This is a genomic window from Streptomyces sp. AN091965, assembly GCF_022698285.1.
In the GTDB taxonomy this organism is placed as follows: Bacteria; Actinomycetota; Actinomycetes; order Streptomycetales; family Streptomycetaceae; genus Streptomyces.
The window spans coordinates 9237323-9257742 of sequence record NZ_JALDMY010000001.1 but is presented as its reverse complement, the minus strand read 5'-3'; the positions used below and the strand labels follow the sequence as shown (position 1 = coordinate 9257742).

Annotated in this window: 17 protein-coding genes, 2 tRNA genes and 1 pseudogene; 14 read left to right on the top strand and 6 right to left on the bottom strand. The window is 72.2% G+C overall.

The genetic code is table 11. The annotated features are described in order from the left end of the window. The first annotated feature begins 238 nt into the window (after positions 1 to 238). From MQV74_RS38125 to serS, 7 genes are all read left to right on the top strand, one after another. The gene (locus MQV74_RS38125) at positions 239 to 1252 is read left to right on the top strand and encodes a DUF2156 domain-containing protein (protein ID WP_242728061.1); all 1014 of its coding nucleotides are present in this window, start codon (positions 239 to 241) and stop codon (positions 1250 to 1252) included. 29 nt (positions 1253 to 1281) lie between these two features. After that, a complete protein-coding gene (locus tag MQV74_RS38120; RefSeq protein WP_242728060.1) occupies positions 1282 to 1467 on the top strand; it encodes a hypothetical protein in 186 nt (61 codons plus the stop codon). 195 nt (positions 1468 to 1662) lie between these two features. Next, positions 1663 to 1749 (top strand) — tRNA-Phe (locus MQV74_RS38115). 55 nt (positions 1750 to 1804) lie between these two features. Continuing rightward, positions 1805 to 1894 (top strand) — tRNA-Val (locus tag MQV74_RS38110). A 69-nt stretch (positions 1895 to 1963) separates the two neighbouring features. Beyond that, positions 1964 to 2938 (top strand): diacylglycerol/lipid kinase family protein, encoded by a 975-nt coding sequence (locus MQV74_RS38105; protein ID WP_242728059.1) that lies wholly within the window; start codon positions 1964 to 1966, stop codon positions 2936 to 2938. Then, positions 2935 to 4464 (top strand): MmgE/PrpD family protein, encoded by a 1530-nt coding sequence (locus MQV74_RS38100; protein ID WP_242728058.1) that lies wholly within the window; start codon positions 2935 to 2937, stop codon positions 4462 to 4464. The genes MQV74_RS38105 and MQV74_RS38100 overlap by 4 nt, the downstream gene beginning before the upstream one ends. 9 nt (positions 4465 to 4473) lie before the next feature. After that, entirely contained in the window at positions 4474 to 5754 is a 1281-nt protein-coding gene (gene serS / locus MQV74_RS38095; protein ID WP_242728056.1) for a serine--tRNA ligase, read from the top strand. Positions 5755 to 5781: 27 nt separating this feature from the next. Here the strand turns inward: serS and MQV74_RS38090 are convergent, their stop codons facing one another. Further along, positions 5782 to 6936 carry a S1 family peptidase gene (locus MQV74_RS38090; protein WP_242728055.1) on the bottom strand — a complete coding sequence of 385 codons (1155 nt, stop codon included), beginning with the start codon at positions 6934 to 6936 and terminating at the stop codon, positions 5782 to 5784. Between the two features lie 361 nt (positions 6937 to 7297). Here MQV74_RS38090 and MQV74_RS38085 point away from each other — a divergent pair. Next, positions 7298 to 8029, top strand: a pseudogene (locus MQV74_RS38085) (glycoside hydrolase family 2); the annotation flags it as partial. Between the two features lie 76 nt (positions 8030 to 8105). Next, positions 8106 to 8351 carry an anti-sigma factor family protein gene (locus tag MQV74_RS38080; RefSeq protein ID WP_242728054.1) on the top strand — a complete coding sequence of 82 codons (246 nt, stop codon included), beginning with the start codon at positions 8106 to 8108 and terminating at the stop codon, positions 8349 to 8351. Between the two features lie 23 nt (positions 8352 to 8374). Here the strand turns inward: MQV74_RS38080 and MQV74_RS38075 are convergent, their stop codons facing one another. Continuing rightward, a complete protein-coding gene (locus tag MQV74_RS38075) occupies positions 8375 to 8929 on the bottom strand; it encodes a sigma-70 family RNA polymerase sigma factor (protein WP_242728053.1) in 555 nt (184 codons plus the stop codon). 659 nt (positions 8930 to 9588) lie between these two features. Between MQV74_RS38075 and MQV74_RS38070 the strand changes: the two genes are divergently transcribed. Both MQV74_RS38070 and MQV74_RS38065 read left to right on the top strand, forming a co-directional pair. Next, complete coding sequence (locus MQV74_RS38070; RefSeq protein ID WP_242728052.1) at positions 9589 to 11355, top strand: acetylserotonin O-methyltransferase; 1767 nt, start codon at positions 9589 to 9591, stop codon at positions 11353 to 11355. Between the two features lie 181 nt (positions 11356 to 11536). Beyond that, the gene (locus tag MQV74_RS38065; RefSeq protein ID WP_242729366.1) at positions 11537 to 11743 is read left to right on the top strand and encodes an antitoxin; all 207 of its coding nucleotides are present in this window, start codon (positions 11537 to 11539) and stop codon (positions 11741 to 11743) included. Between the two features lie 140 nt (positions 11744 to 11883). Here the strand turns inward: MQV74_RS38065 and MQV74_RS38060 are convergent, their stop codons facing one another. Then, complete coding sequence (locus MQV74_RS38060; protein ID WP_242728051.1) at positions 11884 to 12468, bottom strand: TerD family protein; 585 nt, start codon at positions 12466 to 12468, stop codon at positions 11884 to 11886. A gap of 243 nt (positions 12469 to 12711) precedes the next feature. On the opposite strand from MQV74_RS38060, the gene MQV74_RS38055 reads away from it, so the two are divergent. Then, positions 12712 to 14010, top strand: coding sequence for a TolB family protein (locus MQV74_RS38055; protein ID WP_242728050.1), 1299 nt, complete (start codon positions 12712 to 12714; stop codon positions 14008 to 14010). A 7-nt stretch (positions 14011 to 14017) separates the two neighbouring features. Here the strand turns inward: MQV74_RS38055 and MQV74_RS41260 are convergent, their stop codons facing one another. Then, entirely contained in the window at positions 14018 to 14644 is a 627-nt protein-coding gene (locus MQV74_RS41260) for a TetR/AcrR family transcriptional regulator (protein WP_242728049.1), read from the bottom strand. Between the two features lie 131 nt (positions 14645 to 14775). On the opposite strand from MQV74_RS41260, the gene MQV74_RS38045 reads away from it, so the two are divergent. Then, positions 14776 to 15909: a serine hydrolase domain-containing protein gene (locus tag MQV74_RS38045; protein WP_242728048.1), complete on the top strand. Its 1134-nt coding sequence runs from the start codon at positions 14776 to 14778 to the stop codon at positions 15907 to 15909. Between the two features lie 229 nt (positions 15910 to 16138). Here MQV74_RS38045 and MQV74_RS38040 read toward each other — a convergent pair whose 3' ends face one another. After that, positions 16139 to 16675, bottom strand: coding sequence for a potassium channel family protein (locus MQV74_RS38040; RefSeq protein WP_242728047.1), 537 nt, complete (start codon positions 16673 to 16675; stop codon positions 16139 to 16141). Between the two features lie 217 nt (positions 16676 to 16892). On the opposite strand from MQV74_RS38040, the gene MQV74_RS38035 reads away from it, so the two are divergent. Next, complete coding sequence (locus MQV74_RS38035) at positions 16893 to 19739, top strand: hypothetical protein (RefSeq protein WP_242728045.1); 2847 nt, start codon at positions 16893 to 16895, stop codon at positions 19737 to 19739. A gap of 39 nt (positions 19740 to 19778) precedes the next feature. On the opposite strand, the gene MQV74_RS38030 is transcribed toward MQV74_RS38035, so the two are convergent. Beyond that, a complete protein-coding gene (locus MQV74_RS38030) occupies positions 19779 to 20366 on the bottom strand; it encodes a TetR/AcrR family transcriptional regulator (protein WP_242728043.1) in 588 nt (195 codons plus the stop codon). Positions 20367 to 20420 lie beyond the last annotated feature (54 nt).

Here is a 20420-nt window from a genome sequence, read left to right as displayed (position 1 = left end):
CGATGTCGGACGGGGTTCGCTGACATCCGGGTGATAAACACCTGACGTGCCGCAGGAGTTCAGTGCTGCGGGTATTGCGTGCCCGCACCCGGCGCTCCACGATGAGCAGCGGTGTTCCTTGGCCCGTGCGCGTGAGCACGCTTCGCGATGAACCCGTGAGCACGCTTCGCGGCGACGCCGTGAGCTCGCTTCGCGGCGAACCGTAGAAACCAGACCGACAGGCTAGGAGCCTTCCAGTATGAGCAGTCAGACATCACAGGACACCCTGGGCGTCTCTGTCGAGTATGTACTCAACGCGATCCAGGAGTTCAGCGCGTCGGAGAACCCGAGTTCCTTTCTCGCGGTCAACGAGGGGAACTCGTACTTCGCCCTCCCCGGGCGGCCGGGGGTCATCGTCTACCGTCCGGCGGGCGACTTCCTCATCCAGTTCGGCGGGCCCTTCGCGCCCGCTGCGTCCTATGTGGACCTCGTCCGGGCCTTCGCGGACCACGCCACGGCCCGCGGGCGCCGCCTGGCCGTCATCCAGCTCCAGCGGCGGGACGCCGAGATCTACGCCGGCGAGGGCTTCACCGTGAACCAGGTGGGGGCCTCGTACGCCGTCGACCTGACCGCCTTCACCCTGGCCGGCTCCCGCTACATGCAGCTGCGCAACAAGATATCCAGGGCCCTGCGCAGCGGCCTGACCGTCGTCGAGGCCGACTACGAGCAGTGGCGGGACGGCGTCGACGACATCAACACCCGGTGGCTGCCGCTCAAGGGCGAGGGCGCCCGCCCGCTGGAGTACCTGGTCGGCCAGACCGGCGGCCCGATGCAGAAGCACCGGCGCCTGTTCGTCGGCCACATCGACGGCGAGGCCATCGGCTACGTCTCCTACTCCCCCGTGTACGGCGCCAACGAGGGCTGGATGCACGACCTGAGCCGTCGCCTCCCGGACAGCCCGGCGGGGGTCATGGAGGCGGTCAACAAGGCGGCGATCGACGTGTTCCGCTCCGAGGGGGTGCCGTGGCTGCACTTCGGCTTCACCCCGTTCACCAGCCTCAGCGACGAGCGGGAGGTGCCCGGCCACAGCCTCGGCTTCAAGTGGCTGATGCACCACCTGTGGGAGAACCAGGTCGTCTACCCGGCCTCCTCCCAGCTGGCGTACAAGCAGAAGTGGAACCAGAGCCTCGTCCTCACCGAGTACGCCGCGTTCCCCGGCCGGGCGAGCGCCGAAGGGTTCGTCAACATCTGGCGGGCCGCCAACGCCATGTGAGACCGACACACGACAGGACTGGTGCCCGGATGCCCACGCGACAGAACTCCACCACGCCGCTCGACACCACGCTTGAGGAAACGCAGCGGCGCCTCGCCACCCTGTTCGTCCAGCTGTGCGGGGACCCCGACGACCGTGCGGTGGCCGAGGGCGCGGACGAGGCGCTGCGGCGGCTCGACGCCCTTCTCACGGCCGGGGACGACGCTCATGAGTAACTGACTCCCCAACGCGGTGCATTCACCGGGGACGCGGTGCCGACGGCCACCGCGTCCCCGGTGGTGTTCCGAATACCTCGGAAAAAGAAAACGGCGGAGTTCGCCAACGTCAGCGGGACGTCAGGCTGATGTCAGAGGCATGGGGCAGAGTATTCATCAACAGCAGGACGGCGGCGGAAGTCGCGGAAAAGCTGAGGAGAGGTCTCCGTAGCGGCCTATCGGGGACCGGGTGAAAACTCGGTCGGGCTTCGGCCCGCGCAGGTTCGAATCCTGCCCTCTCCGCGCAAGCCGACAGTGTTCCTGACCCCATTCGGGAACGCGTGGTCGGATCGCACAGGGAGAGGTCCCCGTAGCGGCCTATCGGGGACCGAGTCACCACTCGGTCGGGCTTCGGCCCGCGCAGGTTCGAATCCTGCCCTCTCCGCCAAGGCGGCAGCTTCTTCCTCTCGTTGCTCGGGCTTTTCAAAGGACTTTCTCTTCGGAACAGGGTGACCTGGTGGATACCGTGCCTCTTCCATGTGACCGGAAGCCCCGCATCGCCATCATCGCGAACCCGGCGGCGGGCTCGACGACCCGTACGCACGTCGCCTCCGTCGCCTCGCTGTGCACGGACTTCGCCGAAGAGGTGGGCGTGTTCTGGACGCAGCGCCGGGGTCATGCGACCGAGTTCCTCGGTGAGCTGCTCCAGCAGGAGGCGACCGTCTACGGCCACCCGGACGTCCTCGTCTCCGTGGGCGGGGACGGAACCCTGCGGGAGGTCGTCGACGGGGTGCGCCGTGCACCGCACCGTCCGCCGCTGATGGTCCTTCCGGGCGGGACCGGGAACTCCAACTACCGCTTCCTCTGGGACGACATGCCCTGGGATGACGCCCTGCGCGCCGCGCTGAGCGGCGCCGCCGGAGCGCCGCGCCCACTGGACCTCGCCCGCATCGACGCCCCCGAACGGCTGGTCGTCCTCGGCGTCAGCACCGGACTCTTCGCGGCCGCCACGGCCCTGTCCCGCTCCATCGCGACCACCGGGCGCGACCGGTACCAGGAGGCCATCTCCAGGACCCTCGCGGAATACCGGCCCTATCCGGGCCGGGTCCTGGTGGAGGGCAGGGTGGTCCACGAAGGCGCCACGACGCTGGTGAACGTGGGCGGAGGCCGTCACCGTGCCGGTGTGTACGACATCCTGCCGCACTCCCGGCCGGACGACGGGCTCCTGGACGTCTGCGTGCTCGACGCCTCGCTGCCCGTCGAGGACGCCCTCGCTCTCCTGCGCTCCGGCGCCCACGTGGGCCGCGCCGGTGTCGTCTACGCGCGCGGCGCCGAGGTGACGCTGGAGCGCGTCGACGGCAGCCCGCTGCACTTCGAGAGCGACGGGGAGGTCGTGGAGAGCGATCGCCCCGCCATCACGGTCGAGGTTCTGCCCGGCGCGGTGCCGGTGTTCACGAACGGCCGGCACCCGGGGCCCGGTGACCAGTCGTGAACACGACGTCCGGGCCCGGCCGGCACGGCCGGGGCCTGCTGGAGTGCCTCGCCCGCTGGGCGAGCACCCTGCGGCTCGCCGACGTGCCCGCGCGTGTACGGGACTTCGCCGCCAGCCACGTCCTGTCCCAGGTGGCCGCGATCCGCTCCGGCCTCGCCCAGGAGGACGGTCGGCGGCTCGTCCGGGCGCTCGGCCCGCCCTGGCAGCAGGACGTGGCGCAGTCGGCCCGCGTGCTGTCCGCGGCCGGGGCGTGGCTCAACCTCGACGACACCGCGTACGCGGGCCACTTGGGTCCCTCGACCGTGGGCGTGCCGCTCGCCTACGCCCGTGCCCTGGGCCTGTCGGGCGCCGAGCTGCTGCGCGCGGTCGTCGTCGCCGACGAGTGCGCGGCCCGCGTCACCGCGGCGGCGACCCTGGGCCCCTTCCGTGGTCAGACCGCGCTGCACACCCATGTGGTCGGGGCGGTCGCCGGGCGCCTCGCGTGCGAGCGCGCCCCCGCCGAGGTGTGGACCGATGCCCTGGCGCTCGCCCTGAGCACACCGCCGTGGACCTTGATGCGCGGCTTCCTCACGACGGACGCCCGCCTCCTGCACGTGTCGGCGGGCGTCCGCCTGGGCCTCGACGCCTGCGACGCGGCTCAAGGAGGGCTGCACGGGGCGGCGGACCTCCTGGAGCACGAGGACGGATTCCTCCGGCAGTTCGCCGACGTACCGCTGCCCGGGGCGGTTGCGCGTGGGCTCGGGCAGCGGTGGCACACCGAGACCCTGTCCTTCAAGCTCCACCCGGGCGGCCCGGGGATCGACGCGGCGATCGACTGCGCTGTGGACCTGCACGCCCGTCTGAGCGCCGGGGACGTGGACCGGGTCGAGGAGGTCCTGGTCGAGGGCTCGCTGTACACGACGTACGCGGCCCGGAAGGCGGAGCCCTATCTCGACGGCTCGCGCACGCCCATCGGCGCCCTCGTCCTCACCACGCCCTACCCGGTGGCCACCGCCCTGCTGACGGGCGGCCTCTCGATCCACGACTTCACTCCCCCGGCCGTGGAGAAGGCCGACCGCTGGAACCTCGCGGCCAAGGTACGGCTCGCCCACGACCCTGGGATGACCCGCTCGCTGATGCGGGGTGACGCCCCCTTCGGCGAAGCCCTGCGGGAGGCCGGTGACCGGGCGCGCCCCTGGATCGAGAAGTTCGGCGGCCAGGACCTGCTGGAGCTGACCGGGGATCTCGGTCAGCCGCTGGACGACTTCACCCGGGTGACCAAACCCACGCCCGCCCGCGTGACGGTGCGGCTGACCGACGGCAGTCAGTACGTGCAGGAGCGCACGATCCCCCGTGGTGGCATCGGACCCGAGCTCCGGGCGGAGCACCAGGAGCTGGTCGCCGCGAAGTTCCTGGAGGCCGGAGGGCCCGCCCACGTGGTCGCCGCGTGGCCGGGCCTCGCCGACACCGGCCCGGCCCGGCTGGCCGGGCTGATCGCCGGCGCCCTTGCCGACACCGCCGCTGCCGACAGCGCCCGTACCGACTGAGGAGACAGCGTGCACGACCCCCAGGAGTTGCTGCGTCCGGGCGCACGGGCCGCAGAGCGACTGAAGCGACGCCACTACGCCCTCGACACCGACGCGTTGGACAAGGCCGTCCGGCGGCGCGCGGAGGCCATCGCCCACCGCGAGGCCCTCCGGGCGCGGCTCAACGCGGTCACCAAGCAGCTCGGCGGACGCGGGACCAGGACGCAGGAGGACCTCGACGCAGCGAAGGCGCTGAAGGGCCGGATCCGCGAGGCCGACGAGGCACAGCGCACCGCCGAGAGCCACCTCAGGGACCTGCTCCTGCTCGTGCCCAACGTGCCCTCCGACGAGGCGCCCGAGGGCGGCTCCGACGAACCGCCGGTCGAGATCCGGCGCTGGGGCGAACGGCCGGAGTTCGCTTTTGCCCCGCGCGACCACGTCGAGCTGGCCTCCTCGGCCGGTCTCCTCGACCTGCCCCGGGCCACGAAGCTGTCCGGCGCGCGCTTCGCGGTCTTCCGCGGCGCGGGCGCGGCCCTGGAGCGGGCCCTGTGTTCCTTCCTCCTCGATCTGCACACCAAGGAGTACGGGTACACCGAGTACAGCCTGCCGTACCTCGTGACGCCCGAGGCGATGACGGGGACGGGCCAGCTGCCCAAGTTCGCCGACGACCTGTTCGCCACCCGCGTGGCCGACCGCGACCTGTATCTGATCCCCACCGCCGAAGTGCCGCTCGTCAACCTCTACGCGAACGAGGTGCTCGCGGCGGGCGACCTGCCGCTGGGGCTGACCGCGCACACGGCGTGCTTCCGCTCGGAGGCGGGGTCGTACGGCCGTGACACCCGGGGGGTGATCCGCCTCCACCAGTTCGCCAAGGTGGAGCTGGTGCGGCTGTGCCCGCTCGACGACGCGGCCACCCAGCTCCAGCTCCTCCTCGGCCACGCCGAGGAATGCCTGCGCAGGCTCGGTCTGCACTATCGCGTCGTCGACCTCCGCGCCGGAGACCTCGGCTTCTCGGCCCGGCGCACCTTCGACATCGAGGTGTGGCTGCCGAGCCAGCAGGGCTTCCGCGAGATCTCCTCCGTCTCCGACTGCGGGGACTTCCAGGGCCGCAGGGCCGGGGTACGCGTCAAACGCGGCCCGCGGAAGGAGTACGTGGCCACCCTGAACGGCTCGGGGCTGCCCCTGGGCAGGACCGTGGTGGCCCTCCTCGAACAGAACCAGCGCGGTGACGGGTCGATCGCGATCCCTCCGGCGCTCGTGCCGTACACCGGTTTCCACACGATCGAGCCCGACGGGGGCACGCTCCGGTAGGACGCGGGGCCGGTCGGCGTCGACGTGTCAGGCGACGTGCAGCGTCAGCCCGTACCGCGCGAGGATCTCGTTCACCGGCTGGTACCAGGTCTCGCCGCCGCCGGAGCAGTTGCCCCAGCCGCCCGACGTGACGCCCTGCGCCTGGTCTCCGCTGATGAACGAGCCGCCGGAGTCGCCGGGTTCGGCGCAGACGCTGGTCTTGGTCAGCTGGTGCACGACGGTGCCGTCGGAGTAGTTGACGGTCTCGTTCTTGGCCAGGATCTGCCCGCAGTGCCAGTGCGTGGTGGAGCCGGAGCGGCAGATGGACGTCCCCACCGGCATCTCGGTGGAGCCGCGCACCAGCCGGTCGGGGATGGTGCCCCAGCCCAGGACGACCGGCACGGTCCACCAGCCCTGGCCGATGGAGACGTACGCGTAGTCGTCGCCCGGGAACGACGAGCCCTGGAACGTGCCCATCGCGGAGCCGTCCCAGCCGCGCACCGAGGCCCCCGCGCGCCCGCAGTGCCCGGCGGTGACGAAGCCGCCGTGCACGGAGAAGCCTATGGAGCAGCGGACGTTGCCGGTGTAGTACGGGTCCCCGCCGACGGTCCCGGCGGCGAAGGTGCGGGGTGCGTCGGCGACCGTCGCCACCCGCACGGGGGCGGTGGCGCGGGCCCGGCGCACGAAGGCTTCGACGTCCTTGTCGGCGGCGTGGCCCGCGACGACGGAGACGACGATCCGGTTGGCCTTGGGGTCGACGCGCCAACTCGCCACGCCTGACGGTGCCTTGATGCGGTCCACGCGCGCCTTCGCGGCGTCCAGGCGCGCCGCGCTGTGCTCGACGAGCCGGACGGCGGCGCCCGTGCGGCGCACCTCCTCCGCGGCCCGCGGCCGGGTCACGGCCACGGTCAGGCGGTCGCGCCCGGCGTCGAACCAGGATCCGGCGTAGTCGGCGCCCGCCGCCTTACGCGCCGCGCGCTCGACCTTGACGGCCTGCCGCTCGGCGGCGAGCCGGTCACGCGCGGCGCTCGGCGACAGGCCGAAGTCGCGCTCCATCGCGTCGAGGAGCCCGGCGGACGCGGGGGCCTCGGACCCGGGAGTGGTGGAGGTGGAGGTGGCGGCCGTGGCGATGCCGGTGCCGCCGCAGGTCGCCAACAGCAACAGGGCGGACAGGGCCAGACGTGCTCCCGTCTTGCGTCTCACAGGGGACCCTTTCGTCGTTCCGACGGGGTGGGGGTGGAACCGGGGTGGGGGGTCGGACCGGGGTGAGCGTGGAACCGGGGCGGGCGGTCGGACCGGGGCTTCTGAGAGCGCTCTCACTGCGGATGGGGCCGAGAGTAGGCAAGCCGCGATGGCAAGTCCAGACCACGCGGCTTCCGTTCCGTGCCCGCTGCGGCCCGATCGGCGCCCGCTTCCGCCAGGCCCTGGTTCTCGCACCAGAGGTGTGCTCTCGTACCTACGGACAACCTCGCACCGCCGTGCACGGCCGTTCGCCCCTCGCGGCCTCCGTGCCGCCGCCTTCCTCAGCCAAGGAGGATCCGTGCGACTGCGACAGTTCACCGGCGATCGCGTCGGCAGCTACTTCGGCCTGCGCTCCATCGCCGTGGAGAAGGCCGGCGGCACCCCGCGCACGGTGCTCAACGGCACCCGCGTCTATCTGATGGCCACCCTCGACCAGGGCTTCTGGCCGGACGGCTTGCACACCGCGCCGACCGACGAGGCCCTGGCGTACGACCTGCGGACGCACAAGAAGCTCGGCTACAACTCGGTGCGCAAGCACATCAAGGTGGAGCCGGACCGCTGGTTCCACTGGGCGGACCGGCTGGGCCTGCTGGTGTGGCAGGACATGCCCGCGATGACCGCGGGGACGGCTCCGGACGCCGCCGCGCGGGCCCAGTACGAGCGCGAGCTGAAGGAGGTGGTCGACGAGCACGGCTACCCGAGCCCGGCCCAGCCCGCCCCCGACGGCAGGAGGGCCCTGGTCAGCGGCGAGTACGGCGGGCTGGGGCTCGCGGTGCCCGGGCACGCCTGGTCGGTCCAGATGTCGTACGTCGACGTGGACCCGGAGAGGTACACCGACGACCACCTCGCCCGCCTCGCCGAGGTCCGCGCCCTCGCCTGCAAGGGCGGCAACGGCGCCGTGTACACCCAGATCTCCGATGTGGAGGGCGAGTTGAACGGTCTGCTGACGTACGATCGCCAGGTCCTCAAGGCCGACGCCCAGCGCGTCAGGACCGCTCACGAAGACCTGATCAAGGGTGCGCAGGACGGCACCCTGCCCTGTACCGCGCCGTGACCGGCTGAGCGTGGGGTCGGCACCTGGTGTTCCAGCCACCGTGAAAGCCCGTGCACGCGTGAGGAACGGGGGTCGGATGCCCGTGTCGGGCAGTGGGGGCGGCCACGTCGAGCTGCTCCTCGGAGCGTACGTCCTCGGCGGCCTCTCCCCCGTGGAGTGCCGACGCGTGGCCGCCCACATCGCCGCGTGCGACAGCTGCCGCACGGCCCATCGGGAGCTGTCCGACGCCCCGGCGTTCCTGTCTCTGCTCTCCGACGCGGACCTGGCCGACGGACTCGGCCTCGCGGACAGCGATCCACCCGATGGGGCCGCCGGGGCCTGACACGGCGTCGGCCCGGCGGAGTGTCAGTCGGGGGCTGTGAGCCCTCGGCCGCGCAGGCTGTCGCTGAGGGCCCGCATCGCGTAGTACGAGCGTGACTTGACGGTCCCGGCGGGCACACCGAGGGCCTCGGCGGTCTGCGTGACGGTGCGTCCCAGGTAGTACAGGTGCAGCAGCACCTCCCGGTGGCGGGCCGACAGCTCCCGCAGGGCCTCGACCACCACCTGGCGCGTGAGCGTGTGATCGACGCCGTCCGGCACCGGCAGCTGGGCGGGGCCCGGCTCGCCCTCTTCCGGTGGCCGGGCCCGGCGCAGCCGGTAGCCGTCGATCACCAGATTGCGGACGACGGCGAACAGCCAGGGCCGCAGCGTCTCGGCCGTCGGGTCGAGCTCGCCCGAGTGCTGCCACGCGCGGATCGCCGTCTCCTGGAAGACGTCCTCGGCGCGGTGCCAGTCGCCGCCCGTCAGCCCGGCGGCGAAGCGGAGCATGACCGCCCCGTGGCGGTGGTACAGCGCCCTGAGGAACTCCTCCGTCGGCTCCGCCGCCCGGGCGGTGCGCGCACCCCGTGTCCTCGGCGGCATCAAATCCAGCAACGTGCTCCCCCTCCGTCGCGTACGTGAGCGGCAGCGGGCACCGGCGCGTGACTGCGCGGGGTCCCGTGACGTGATGCGCGCCAAGCGGTGCAGGGCGGGGACGGGGCGAACGGCCTCTTCGTCGGCGCCCTGGGCCTCGTGGCGTCCCGACCTCGTCGTCAGGGAACAGCTGCCGCTGGGCGACCCCCCGTATGGGGCCTATTGCGTCTTTCTACCCGCGGTGCGCGGGAACGGAAGCGCCCGTTGTACGACACGTTCGGCCCGAGTGTGCCCGTTCCGTCGCGCCTCTCCCGCTCCGGATGCCTGGTCGACGGCCCGCTCGGGCGGGGCACGGGCCCGCCCGGAGCCCGACAGGGGCCTGCGCCATGCCCGTTCACGGCCCGGTGGGAGGGCGTCGCCGGGGAGCGCCGTCGGCCCCTCGTCGGCTCGAACGAAGCGAAGACTGGCCGGAACGAGGTGCCGGAGCGCGGTGAGGGCGACGTAGTACCGCGTGCCGCTGTCTCCCCAGCGGTGTGCACCGAGAGGAGCTGACCTTGACGGCTCAGCGAGTACCGACGGCCCCGCCCCACCCGACACACCTCGACCTGCGACGCACCGGTCAGGCACGTGCCGAACCCACGTGCTCCGACCCGACACAACCCGACCCGATGGATTCCGACCGGACGGCTCCGGACCCGACGGCTCTGGACCCGACGGCTCTGGACCCGGCAGACCTGCACTTGATCCGTGATTCTCTGGCATGGGTGCGCGGCGCGGACACCGACGGCGTGCTGGCCGGGCTGGTTCCCGCGCTCACGGAGCGGGAGCGGGCGGAGATGGCCGCGCACTGTGCCCTGGCCCACGTGGCGGCGCTGGTGTTTCCGGCCTCGATCGACGCGCTGACCGCCGGGCTGCGCGCCGAAGGACTGACCGTCGGGAAGGCGGTTCCCAGCACCGTCGTGCGCGCGCGGCTCGGCCGGCGGTACGGCGTGCCGCCCGAGTCCCTGGACGTCTCGATCCTGCACGCGGGCCTTCCGGGGGCGGGCGACGGCGCACGTACCGTCGAGGTCTTCGCGCTGGAGCTGCCGCCGGGCTCGCCGCTCGACGGGATCGCCACCCGGGAACGCGCCGAGCGCAACGAATCGCACGTCGCCCTCGACGTGCTGGCACCCAACACGGTGGTGCTGTCCGGACTCCGCGCGCTCCTCGGCGGGCGGGGCGGTCTCGTACCGGACGGCGGAGGGCACAACAGGCACGAGGACTGCACGGTGCTCTACTTCCGCAGCGCCGGAGAGGCAGGACCTGCCGGGCGCGCGCAGCCGCCGCGCTACCGGCGGCTGGAGATCCGGGCCCGCGGGCACCACCCGCTGGCGCTGACCGCGCATCGTGAGGCGACAGCGCCCGAGCCCGCCAAGCGCCTCCTTGAACTGATGACCGGTGCCTGGACCACGCAGGCGATCGCCGTGGCCGCCGAGCTGGACGTGCTCGACCACCTGCCGGTGGGGCGCGGCGCGCAGCCGCGTCCCCTGCCGGTCGCGCGGGTGGCGGCGCGGGTCGGAGCCGACCCGCGGGGTCTGGCCCGGCTGCTGCGCCACCTCGCGGCCGTGGGCCTGGTGGCACCGGCCGGTGAGTCCTACGTGGCCACGGAGATGGGTGCGCTCCTGCGGCAGGACGCCCACCCCTCGCTGCGCCCGCTGGCCCTGCTCTACGGCGGGCCCTTCTACGACTCCTTCGGCGCCCTGGCCCACTCCGTACGGACCGGCGAGGAGTCCTTCGCCGCGCTCTTCGGGAAGGGACACTTCGACTACCTCACCGAACACCCCCGCCTCGCCCGGCTCTTCGACGCCGCGATGGCCGCGAGCGCGGCCATGTTCGCGCCGATCCCCTGGCTCTTCGACTTCCGCGGTGCCCGGGTGGTGGTGGATGTGGCCGGGGGCAACGGCCACCTGCTCGGCCGGATCCTGGAACACATGCCGCATGTGCGCGGTGTGCTGTTCGAGCGGCCCGACGTCCTGACGGCCGCACGGCAGCAGTGGCCCGACACGAGCCGGGCCCACCGGTGCGCGTTCGTCGCGGGCGACTTCCTGGAAGCCGTACCGGAGGGCGGAGACGTCTATCTGCTCTCCCGCGTCCTGCACGACTGGGACGACGACCGGGCCCTGACGATCCTCCGCAGCTGCGCGGCGAGCATGGCGGACGGCGCCGCCCTGCTGATCGTGGAGCGCCTCCTGCCGACCGACGGATCGACCTCCCTGGCCGTCTCCTGGGACCTGCACATGATGTGCAACGTGGGCGGCCGCGAGCGGACCGCCGCCGAGTACGAACGCCTCCTCGCCGCGGCCGGATTCACGCTGGATACCGTGCACGACCTCCCCTTGGACGGCAGCCTGCTGTGCGCCCGCCGAGGCGACGCCCGGCCGGACACCGGGCTCTGACCGGGCACGGTCACGGCTGCGGCGGTGGGGGCGAGCTCCTTCCGCACGGGCACCGACGTCGGCGAGCCCGGCGCACGCCCTCTCGCCCGGCCAACGCTCCGAGAGCCTTCTTGTCCGCTGCCCCTGCCCTGGAAAAATGGTCTCCGACCAGGTGCTTCACCCCGAAGAGACAGGCCCGTACATGTTCGACGCGCTGAAGAACGCCAAGGCAAAGGCCGAAGAACTCACCGAAGCCCACGGGGACAAGGTTTCCGACGGACTGGAGAAGGCCGGCGACCTCGTCGACGACAAGACCGGCGGCAAGCACGGCGACAAGATCGACACTGCCGTCGACAAGGCCCAGGACGTGGTCGAGAAGCTGGGCGAGAAGAAGGAGAACAAGCGCTGAGCCGCCCTGCGAGCTGACCACGGGTCCGGGCGCCGCACCGCCGTCGGGCTCCCGGACCTCCAGCTCTCGCCCACGGGCATCCGGACGACGCCTGCCCGCCCCGGGCCCGGCGCCTTGCGGCGCCGGGCCCCAGAGGCGTGCTACTTGCTCACGGCGAAGCGCATCAGGGCGTGCTCGTCCCCCTGCTTGATCTTCCCCGTCGTGTTGATCACTTCGAGCTTCCACGTGCCACCGACCCGCACGGCCTTGGCGACGGCACAACCGTTGTCCTGGCTGAGCAGACTCGGCCAGATGTCGGCAACCTGCTGAGAGCTGCCCCCGGTCGCGTCGTAGACCTTGAAGCTGATGTTGCGCGCCTTCTGGAAGGAACTGCCCTTCTTGTACGCGGCAGCGACGAACACGATCGCCGTGATGTTGGACGGGAGCCGGGCGAACTCGACCGTGACCGTCTCGTCGTCCCCGTCGCCGTGGCCGGTCTGGTTGTCGCCGCTGTGGACCAGCGAGCCGTTGCCCATCGGGTCCAGTGAATCAAGGCCCGCGAGGCGCACCGGGTCCGCGCCCTGCATGGCGATGGCTATCAGGTCGAGGTCCGTGCCGGTCTTGCGGCGGAGCTTGCCCAGCACCCCGCCGCTGCTGCCGGCGGTGGGGTCCCAGGAAGCTCCGATCGAGAGGTGGGTCACCCCATCGAGGTCCGCCGGGCCGTCTTCCTTGGTGAGCGTGATCACGTGCGTGCCATCCTTTGATCCAACGGGCTACTACACGCAGAGTGTGCCTGGCACCCCGTTGGTTCCCTGGGGCGGGTCCCGGCTGACGTGCGTCGTCTCACATCCCGGCTCGGCCACCGACCGGTTTCGGCCCGCGCCCGAGCGGCGTCGTTGACCCGGCGACTGGCCCACCGGTTGACTCTCCCCGCCGACCGAGCGGCAGCAGCGGCGCGGCCGCCCTGATCGCGGGGAGGACCGATCAGCGTGCGACGTACGAGCAACGGGAGCGGAAGACGGTGGCGGCGCGGCGGCTGTGTGCTCGGGGCCGCCGTTCTCTTGGCGGGACCGACGCCGCAGGCGCGGGCGGAGCCGGAAGGAGACGGGGTCGTCCAGGTCGACCTCGGGCTCGACGGCGGCCGGCCCGACAACTGGTCGCAAGCACGCGGGATCAGCGCCGACGGGAGGTTCGCCCTCTTCACCTCCCTGGCGTCCAACCTCGTGCCGGGTGACACGAACCGCCTGTACGACGTCTTCGTACGGGATCTGCGCTCCGGGCGTACCGAGCGGGTCAGCGTCGGCGACGACGAGGCGCAGCTGGACGGGTCCACGAGCGAGGCCGGCATCAGCGCTGACGGCCGCTACGTGGTGTTCAGCTCCGACGCGCCCGGCGTCGTGCCGGGGCAGCCGACGGGCGGCAGCGAGCAGGTCTTCGTGCGGGACCGTGCGGCCGGGCGCACCGAACTCGTCCCCACCGAGGGGAACTCCGGCAGCCCCGCCATCAGCGGGGACGGCCGTTACGTGGCGTACCACTCGGGTCGGCGTGACATCTCCGTCGCCGATCGCCGGACCGGGGCCACCCGGCTGGTCACGACCGGGACGGACGGTTCCCCGGCCGACGACGCCTCCGCCGACCCGGTCATCAGCGCGGACGGAGCCACCGTCGGCTTCCGCTCCAAGGCCACCGATCTGCTGCCCCGCGGGCAGGCCCGTACCGTGGCGGAGACGGACGGGGCCCCGGCGTCCAAGCCCCCTCCCGCGCGCCACACCTTCCCCTTCTTCACGTACGACTCACGCACCGGCCGCGTCCAGAAGGCCTCCGTCGACACGACCGGCGCGCCCCGCGACGCGCACCCGTACGCGACGCTGAGCCCGGACGGGCACTACGCCCTGTTCAGGGTCTTCGAGCCGAACGGCCCTGACGTGGACGGCTCGCACGTCGAGCTCTACGTCCGTGACCTGCGGCGGGGGGCGACCACGCGGGCCGCGCCGCCGCTGCCGGGCACCCGGACGGTGCACGACGCGTACCGCGGCACGGTGACGGCCGACGGCCGCCGACTGGTCTTCGGCTCGGGTGCCGACAACATCGTGCCCGGTGACACCGATCAGGTCGTGGACATCTTCCGGCGCGACCTGCTCACCGGCCGGATCGAGCGCATCAGCATGACCGAAGGCGGCAGGGAGATCTCCTGGACACCCAACTCCCTCTCCGTGGACGGCCTCGGCACCACCGCGCTCTTCGACGGGGGCGGCAGGGTCTACGCCCTCCGGCTGCCCACCGGCTGATGGGGCGTCAGCGCGCGCGTCGGCACGTGCCCGTGAAGACGCGGTCGAGTTCCTCGTCCAGGGCGGCGAGGACCGCCGCTTCCGGTGTGTTGTCGGGGTCGATGTGCGTGTGCAGGGCGAGTCCCTCCGCGCACGCGACGATCCGCAGGGACTGACCGGTCGCGTCGACGTCCTGGGCGACCTCGCCGCACGCCTTGCCGTTGTCGATGGCCCGGGTGACGCGGGCACGGATGCCCGCGAGGGTCTGCCGCTGGACGGCGGCGAGGCGGCTGTGGTGCGCGGCCTGGTCCGCGAAGGCACGGCGGACGAGGAACTCGGCGCGGCGGTCCGCGTCGAGCGGCACGAGCTCGGCCAGGGCCTGGCGCAGCATCGTGGCGATGGTGCGGCCCTGTGCCTCGCCGCGGTTCACCAGTTCCTCCACGCGCGCGGTGAAGCGCGCGTTGGCACGGGTGAACGTGGCGAGCAGCATCTCGTCCTTCGCCGTGAAGTAGTGCTGCACCAGGCCCACGGACATGCCTGCTTCGGCGGCGGTCCGCGCGACGGTCACGGCGGTCAGGCCGTCCCGCACGATCAGGCGTTGGACGGCATCGGCGATCTGCCCGTTGCGGGCGTCGTGGTCGGCGACTCTCGGCACGTGAATACGGTACCGTGCGCTATAACCGTATGCATATATTGCTACCGGAGAAGGGGCCCACCATGCTTCGACGTCGTTCGACTCGCTTACTGGGACTGCTGATTGCTCTCTTTTCCCTCCTGCCTTCCGGTGTGGCTGCCGCCGACACCGGCGGTGGCGGTCAGGCGGAGGGCCACCGCCGCCCCGCCCGCGATCCGGCCTTGCAGACGCTGGTCGACCGGGTGGCGGCCGACCCGAACCCCAACCCCGGCGCCTTCCTGCTCGCCCGCGACGGCACGAAGACCCGCTTCGGCGCGGCCGGCCTCGCGGACCGGGCCACCGCCGCCCCGATGAGTCCGCACCTGAGGTTCCGCGCCGGAAGCATCACCAAGACCTTCACCGCGACGGTCGTGCTGCAACTCGTGGCCGAGCACCGGCTGCGTCTCGACGACACCGTGCAGCGCCTGCTGCCCGACCAGGTCCGCGCCGACAACGCGCTGTCCGGCGCGCCCGTCACCGTCCGTCAGCTGCTCAACCACACGAGCGGCCTGTACGACTACATCGACGGACTGCTCCCCCACTTCCGCAGCCTCGACCAGTACTGGCCCCGCGACCAGCTCATCGGCATCGGCCTCGCCGAGGACCGGTACTTCCCCGAGCCCGGCACCCGGTTCCGGTACTCCAACACCAACTACCTGCTGCTCGACCTCATCGTCGAGCGGATCACCGACCGCGATCTGCGCACCAACCTGGAGCAGCGCGTCTTCAAGCCTCTCGGCCTGCGGGACACCTCGTACCCCCTGGCGGACACCACCATCGCCGGGCCCCATGTGCACGGCTACGCGGACGTCTCACGGCTGCTGCCGGACGTGCCGGACCCCACGCGGTACGACGTCACCTCCCTCAGCCCGTCCGAGTCGGGGGCGTCGGGCGCCCTCGTGACCACCGCGGCCGACACGGCGCGCTTCTACCGGGCCCTGCTGCGCGGGCGGCTGCTGCCCCCGGCCGTCCTGCGCCGGATGCTCGACGACACCGTCCCCACGACCGGCAGCCCGCGGCCCGCGGTCGGCTACGGCCTGGGCATGTACGTCTACGCCACGGACTGCGGCCCCGCGTACGGCCACGGAGGCAGCGCCGCCGGATATCTGACCTTCGCCCTCAACAGCCGTGACGGCGACCACCAGCTCGTGGCCCACACCAACTGGAACCCGATCGTCGACACCGGGCTCGACGAGCCCTTCTGGGCCGCCTTCCAGGAGGGGTACTGCGCCCGCCGCCCTGGATGACGTCCAGGGCTCCGGCGAAGCCGCCGACGGCGCTGAGGCCGGCGAACAGCTCGTCTTCGCCCGTCAGCGGGCCCTCACCCGGGGAAAGGCGGGCATGCCCGCCGTGACGGCAGCGGCGGCCTTGAACCACGCGTGAGCAGCGCCCCGGAGACGAGAAACGGCCCGGTGTGGAAGCGGGACAGGGCAGCCGGTCGACGCGCGCGGGCACCGGGCTGAGAGCCGTGGGGGGTCACTCAACGCCTCCCTCGGTGTCTTGCGCGACGCCCCTCGTGGTGTCCCGCTCGTCGTCCCCCCGCGTCGCCAGCATCCGTTCGAGCCGGTCGAAGCGTGCGTGCAGGGCGCGGGCGGTGTCGTCGCGCAGGGCGCGCGCCTCCCGCTCGGCACTCCGGGCCAGGTGGTGGCGGCGTCTCTGGTCCCGGCCGACGAACCAGGTGGCCAGCGCGGCGGTGACCATGCCGTACGTGGTGATGCCGATCCCCATCTCGACCGCGCCGACCACGCGGCCCCACAGGGTCACCGGGTAGAAGTCGCCGTAGCCGACGGTGGTCGCCGTCTCGACCGACCACCACAGGGCCTTCGGATACGAGGTGAGGTTGGCGTTCCGCGCGCCGTGCTCCGCGGCGACCACCGCCCAGGAGCCGACCGCCATCGTCACGGCGAGCACGGCGGTGGCCCCGCCCGCCGCCTTCAGATGCAGTGAGCGGCCTGCCCGCCCTTCACGGCCGAGCAGCAGCGCGACCGCCCTGGTGAGGAATCCCGGCAGCATGGCCGGATCCTGCGTGACCCCGTGCGGGCACCGGCGCCGGGCGCGCCCAGGGGTCACACGATCGGGTGATTCCCCCGTACGGCACGGCCGCTGTTCCATTGAGCGGAACGGGCGCTGGCCCCCACCCGCACCCCTCGCCATAGTCGACCTTCCGCGCCCCTGCCTGCACGAGCGCGTGAACACAGCTCTCCAACCCCGCGACTCGGAGGCGGCGCTCATGACCCTCATGCGTCTCACGCTCGACACCGTGTACCTCTTCGAGGAGGAGGAAGCGGGGTCCACCCGCATGGGCCTGTACGTCCGGGTCCTCGACAACTCCGGGAACCAGGTGGACGAGTTCCGCTGGAACCGGCGGAACGGCGAGGTCGAGGACAACTTCCAGTACCCGCTGGACGGCGACCAGGAGTACCCCAGCGTCCTGGTGTTCGACATCGGCGGCGTCCCGGGCGGCATCGGCCGCCTCCACGTCAAGGCGTACACGGACAACGACGAGCGCTGGCCCGACGAGGGCCACCACGAGAACTTCCTCGGCGAGGCGGAGGTCGTCTTCGACACCCGCGAGCCGAGCCAGCTCGGTCAGGTGCTGCTCGGCCCCACCACCACCGACAACGGCCACACCGGCTACGCGGTGACCGGCCTCCTCGAAACCGTGCCGCCGCACGGCTTCCGGCAGATGCGGCTGGTGTTCCGGGACGTGGTGGTCTTCGACGACGAGAACAGCGACTTCACGCACATGGGCCTGTACGTCCGGGCGTTCGCCCCGGCACAGGGCGGCGCCGAGGCCATCGACCAGGAGCTCCTGCGCTGGAACAACGGCGGCGACCGCGTCTTCGACGAGGCGCTCTTCCCGCTCGCCAGCGGCCTCCCCTCCCCCGTCACCACGCTGGCCGTGGGCGGCCCGACCCGGATCTGGGTCGAGGCGTACACCCACGACGACGAATCCTGGCCGAGCGGCGGCGCCTATGAGAACTTCCTCGGCCGCGCGATGATCACCATCGACCCGAACGAGCGCGACACCCTGGGCCGCCACGTCCTCGGCCCCACCCAGACCGACCAGACCCACAACGGCTTCCTGCTCACGATGAGCAGCGAGCTCCTGCCTCCCGACGCCACCCCGAACCTGGAGATCACCGGCGTCGAGGTCACCCAGGCCACCCAGCACTTCACCCCGCCCGCGGGCGGCCCCCAGCACGCCCTCGCGGCGGGCAAGGCCACGCTGGTCCGCGTCTATCTGGACTCCGGCATCGATCCGCGCGAGGGCGGGACCGTGGACGGCGTGGTCGGGACACTGACCCTCAACGGCGGCTCCTTCACCGTCCGTTCGCTGAATCCGATCACGGCCCGGCCCATCGCGCAGGTCGACCGGGGGCAGATCGCGCACACCCTGAACTTCCTCATCCCCGCGGACCGGGTGACGGCCGGCACGGCCAAGATCCAGGTGCAGGCGGAGGTCGCGGGCACCCTCAGCAACCCCATGGAGGTCACGGCCGACTTCCGGGCGACGCGGCCGGTGACCGTCTGGATGGTGCGGGTGTCGACCCCGACGGTCCCGGCCCTGACCGAGGCGCACTACCGCTCCGTCGCAGACACCCTCCCGCGGCGCTACCCCATCGCCGACACCGGCGGGATCGTCTACTACACGGTTCCTGGCCTGACCGAGATCCACACCACCCGCGACCTGACCAGTGAGGACGGGCAGGAGGACTTCATCGACGACCTGGAGGACATCCAGGAGGACCACGGCAACGACGACCAGTTGCTGTACGCGATGATCGACCAGGCCGTCCCCATGGGCGTCCGGGGCAAGGCGCGGTACGACGACCACGTGGCGTTCGGGTACGACTTCGAGACCACGTTCGCCCACGAGGTGGGCCATCTGCTGGGGCTGCTGCACGCTCCCTGCGGCGGCCCGGAGCACGTCGACGAGGACTTCACTCCGCCCGACGGCCGCACCGGCGAGGTCGGCGTGGAACCACTGACCCGCACCATCCACCCGGCCAACCTCGGTGACCTGATGAGCTACTGCGGTCTCGACACCCGCTGGATGAGCGGCTACCACTGGCTGCGGCTGCTCAACACCCTGTCCGTGCGCGGCGAACAGGCCGACGCGGCACCGCCCGAGCGCCCCGTCCACGGCACGGTGCCCGCCACGCTGACCACCACCAGCCGGCCGTTCCCGGGCCAGTACGTGCGGGTGCGCGGCCGGGTCACCCGCTCCGGGGCCGTGCGCTGGCAGCCGTGCCTGCGGACGTTCCGCACACCGTCGCCGCCGCGGACGGTCCCCGGGCCCGTCCACACCGTGTCCGTCGAGGACGCGGCCGGACAGGTCCTGGCCAGCGCGCCGACCGTGGTGGTATTCGACCGCCCCGAGCAGCAGGAAGCAGCGTTCACCACCCGTCTGCCCTACGCCGCGCGGGCCCACCGGGTCGTCCTGCGTCGCGACGGAACGGAGCTGGGCGCGCTGGTCGTACCGTCCGGCGCACCGCAGTTCATCCTCAACACGCCGCTGTCCACGCCGGAGATCGACACCGAGGGCGTCCTGCACCTGCGCTGGCAGCGACTGGACGTCGGGGAGCCCGAACCGCGCCCCGCCTTCACGTACTTCGTGCGGTTCACCAACGCCGACGGAACCTTCGCACCCCGCCCCGGGGTCAACCTCAGCGGCACGTCCTTCGACCTGGACCTGCGCACGATGCCGGGGCACGAGCGGTGCGTGGCGCAGGTCATCGCGACCAACGGCTACCACACGTCGTACGTGCAGACCCCGCCGTTCGCCCTTCCTCCGCAACCGCCCGAGGTGCTGCTCGGCGCCGTCGACGGCCCGCTGTTGAACGCCCAGGGCAGTTCGCCGCAGCACGGCCCGATCACCGGCGCCGACGTGGCGTGGGTCGTCGACGGCCGCGCGGTGGCGACCGGCGGTTCCTTCGACGTCCGCTCCACCGGCTCCGGAGCCCACGCGATCGCGGTCCGGGTCACCGACCGCGACGGCCTGGACACCACGGCGCCGCTCGGGAGGTACGACGGCACGAGCGGGGAGCGCCTGCCGGTCCCGTTCGAACAGTAGCCGGACGGCCGCGCCCGCCGCGCGCGGCCGGGAAACCCGTCAACCGCCCGCCTGCCGGGTCCCGGAGTCGACGACGTACTCGACGAGTTCGCGGGACGCGGCGGCGGGCGGCCGTGCTTCGGGGCGGGACGCGCCCGTGGCGAGCAGGCCGTCGACGAGGAGGAGCAGCTGGTCCGCGCCGACGTCGGGGCGCGTGTGCCCGAGGGCGGTCAGCTCGTTCGCGAACAGGCCGTGGAGGGTGCGCCGGTAGGCCTGGGTGACCTCGTGGGCCGGGTGATCGGGGTCGGTGAGCGCGAGGTCGGCGGCCAGATAGCGGCAGCCGTGGAAGTCCGGGGCCGCGGCGATCTCGGCGAGCCGGTCGACGACCGCGAGGAGCCGGGTACGGGGGTCGGCCCCGGCGGCGTCCATCGTGGCGCGGTACTTGTCCAGGTCCTCGGCGGTGCTGCGGCGCAGCACCTCGGCGATCAGGCCGTCCTTGCCGCCGAAGTGCTCGTACAGCGAACGCCGGGCGGCTCCGGCCGCCTTGAGCAGGGCATCCACGCCGACGGCGACGCCCTGGGTGTAGGTCAACTCCTGAGCGGCGAGCAGCAGTCGTTCGCGGGGGCCCGGTTTGGTGGCGGCGGTCATGGCGTGATTGTGCCAGCCCTTGACGCGGTAGATCAACTGGTCTATCTATATCTC

Excerpts from the sequence above, each read along its gene's own strand:
- MQV74_RS38080 (WP_242728054.1), top strand. The coding sequence starts at position 8,106 with ATGCCCGTGTCGGGCAGTGGGGGCGGCCACGTCGAGCTGCTCCTCGGA.
- MQV74_RS38125 (WP_242728061.1), top strand. The coding sequence starts at position 239 with ATGAGCAGTCAGACATCACAGGACACCCTGGGCGTCTCTGTCGAGTAT.
- MQV74_RS38065 (WP_242729366.1), top strand. The coding sequence starts at position 11,537 with ATGTTCGACGCGCTGAAGAACGCCAAGGCAAAGGCCGAAGAACTCACC.
- MQV74_RS38070 (WP_242728052.1), top strand. The coding sequence starts at position 9,589 with ATGGATTCCGACCGGACGGCTCCGGACCCGACGGCTCTGGACCCGACG.
- MQV74_RS38035 (WP_242728045.1), top strand. The coding sequence starts at position 16,893 with ATGACCCTCATGCGTCTCACGCTCGACACCGTGTACCTCTTCGAGGAG.
- MQV74_RS38120 (WP_242728060.1), top strand. The coding sequence starts at position 1,282 with ATGCCCACGCGACAGAACTCCACCACGCCGCTCGACACCACGCTTGAG.
- MQV74_RS38030 (WP_242728043.1), bottom strand. The coding sequence starts at position 20,366 with ATGACCGCCGCCACCAAACCGGGCCCCCGCGAACGACTGCTGCTCGCC.
- MQV74_RS38075 (WP_242728053.1), bottom strand. The coding sequence starts at position 8,929 with ATGCCGCCGAGGACACGGGGTGCGCGCACCGCCCGGGCGGCGGAGCCG.
- MQV74_RS38040 (WP_242728047.1), bottom strand. The coding sequence starts at position 16,675 with ATGCTGCCGGGATTCCTCACCAGGGCGGTCGCGCTGCTGCTCGGCCGT.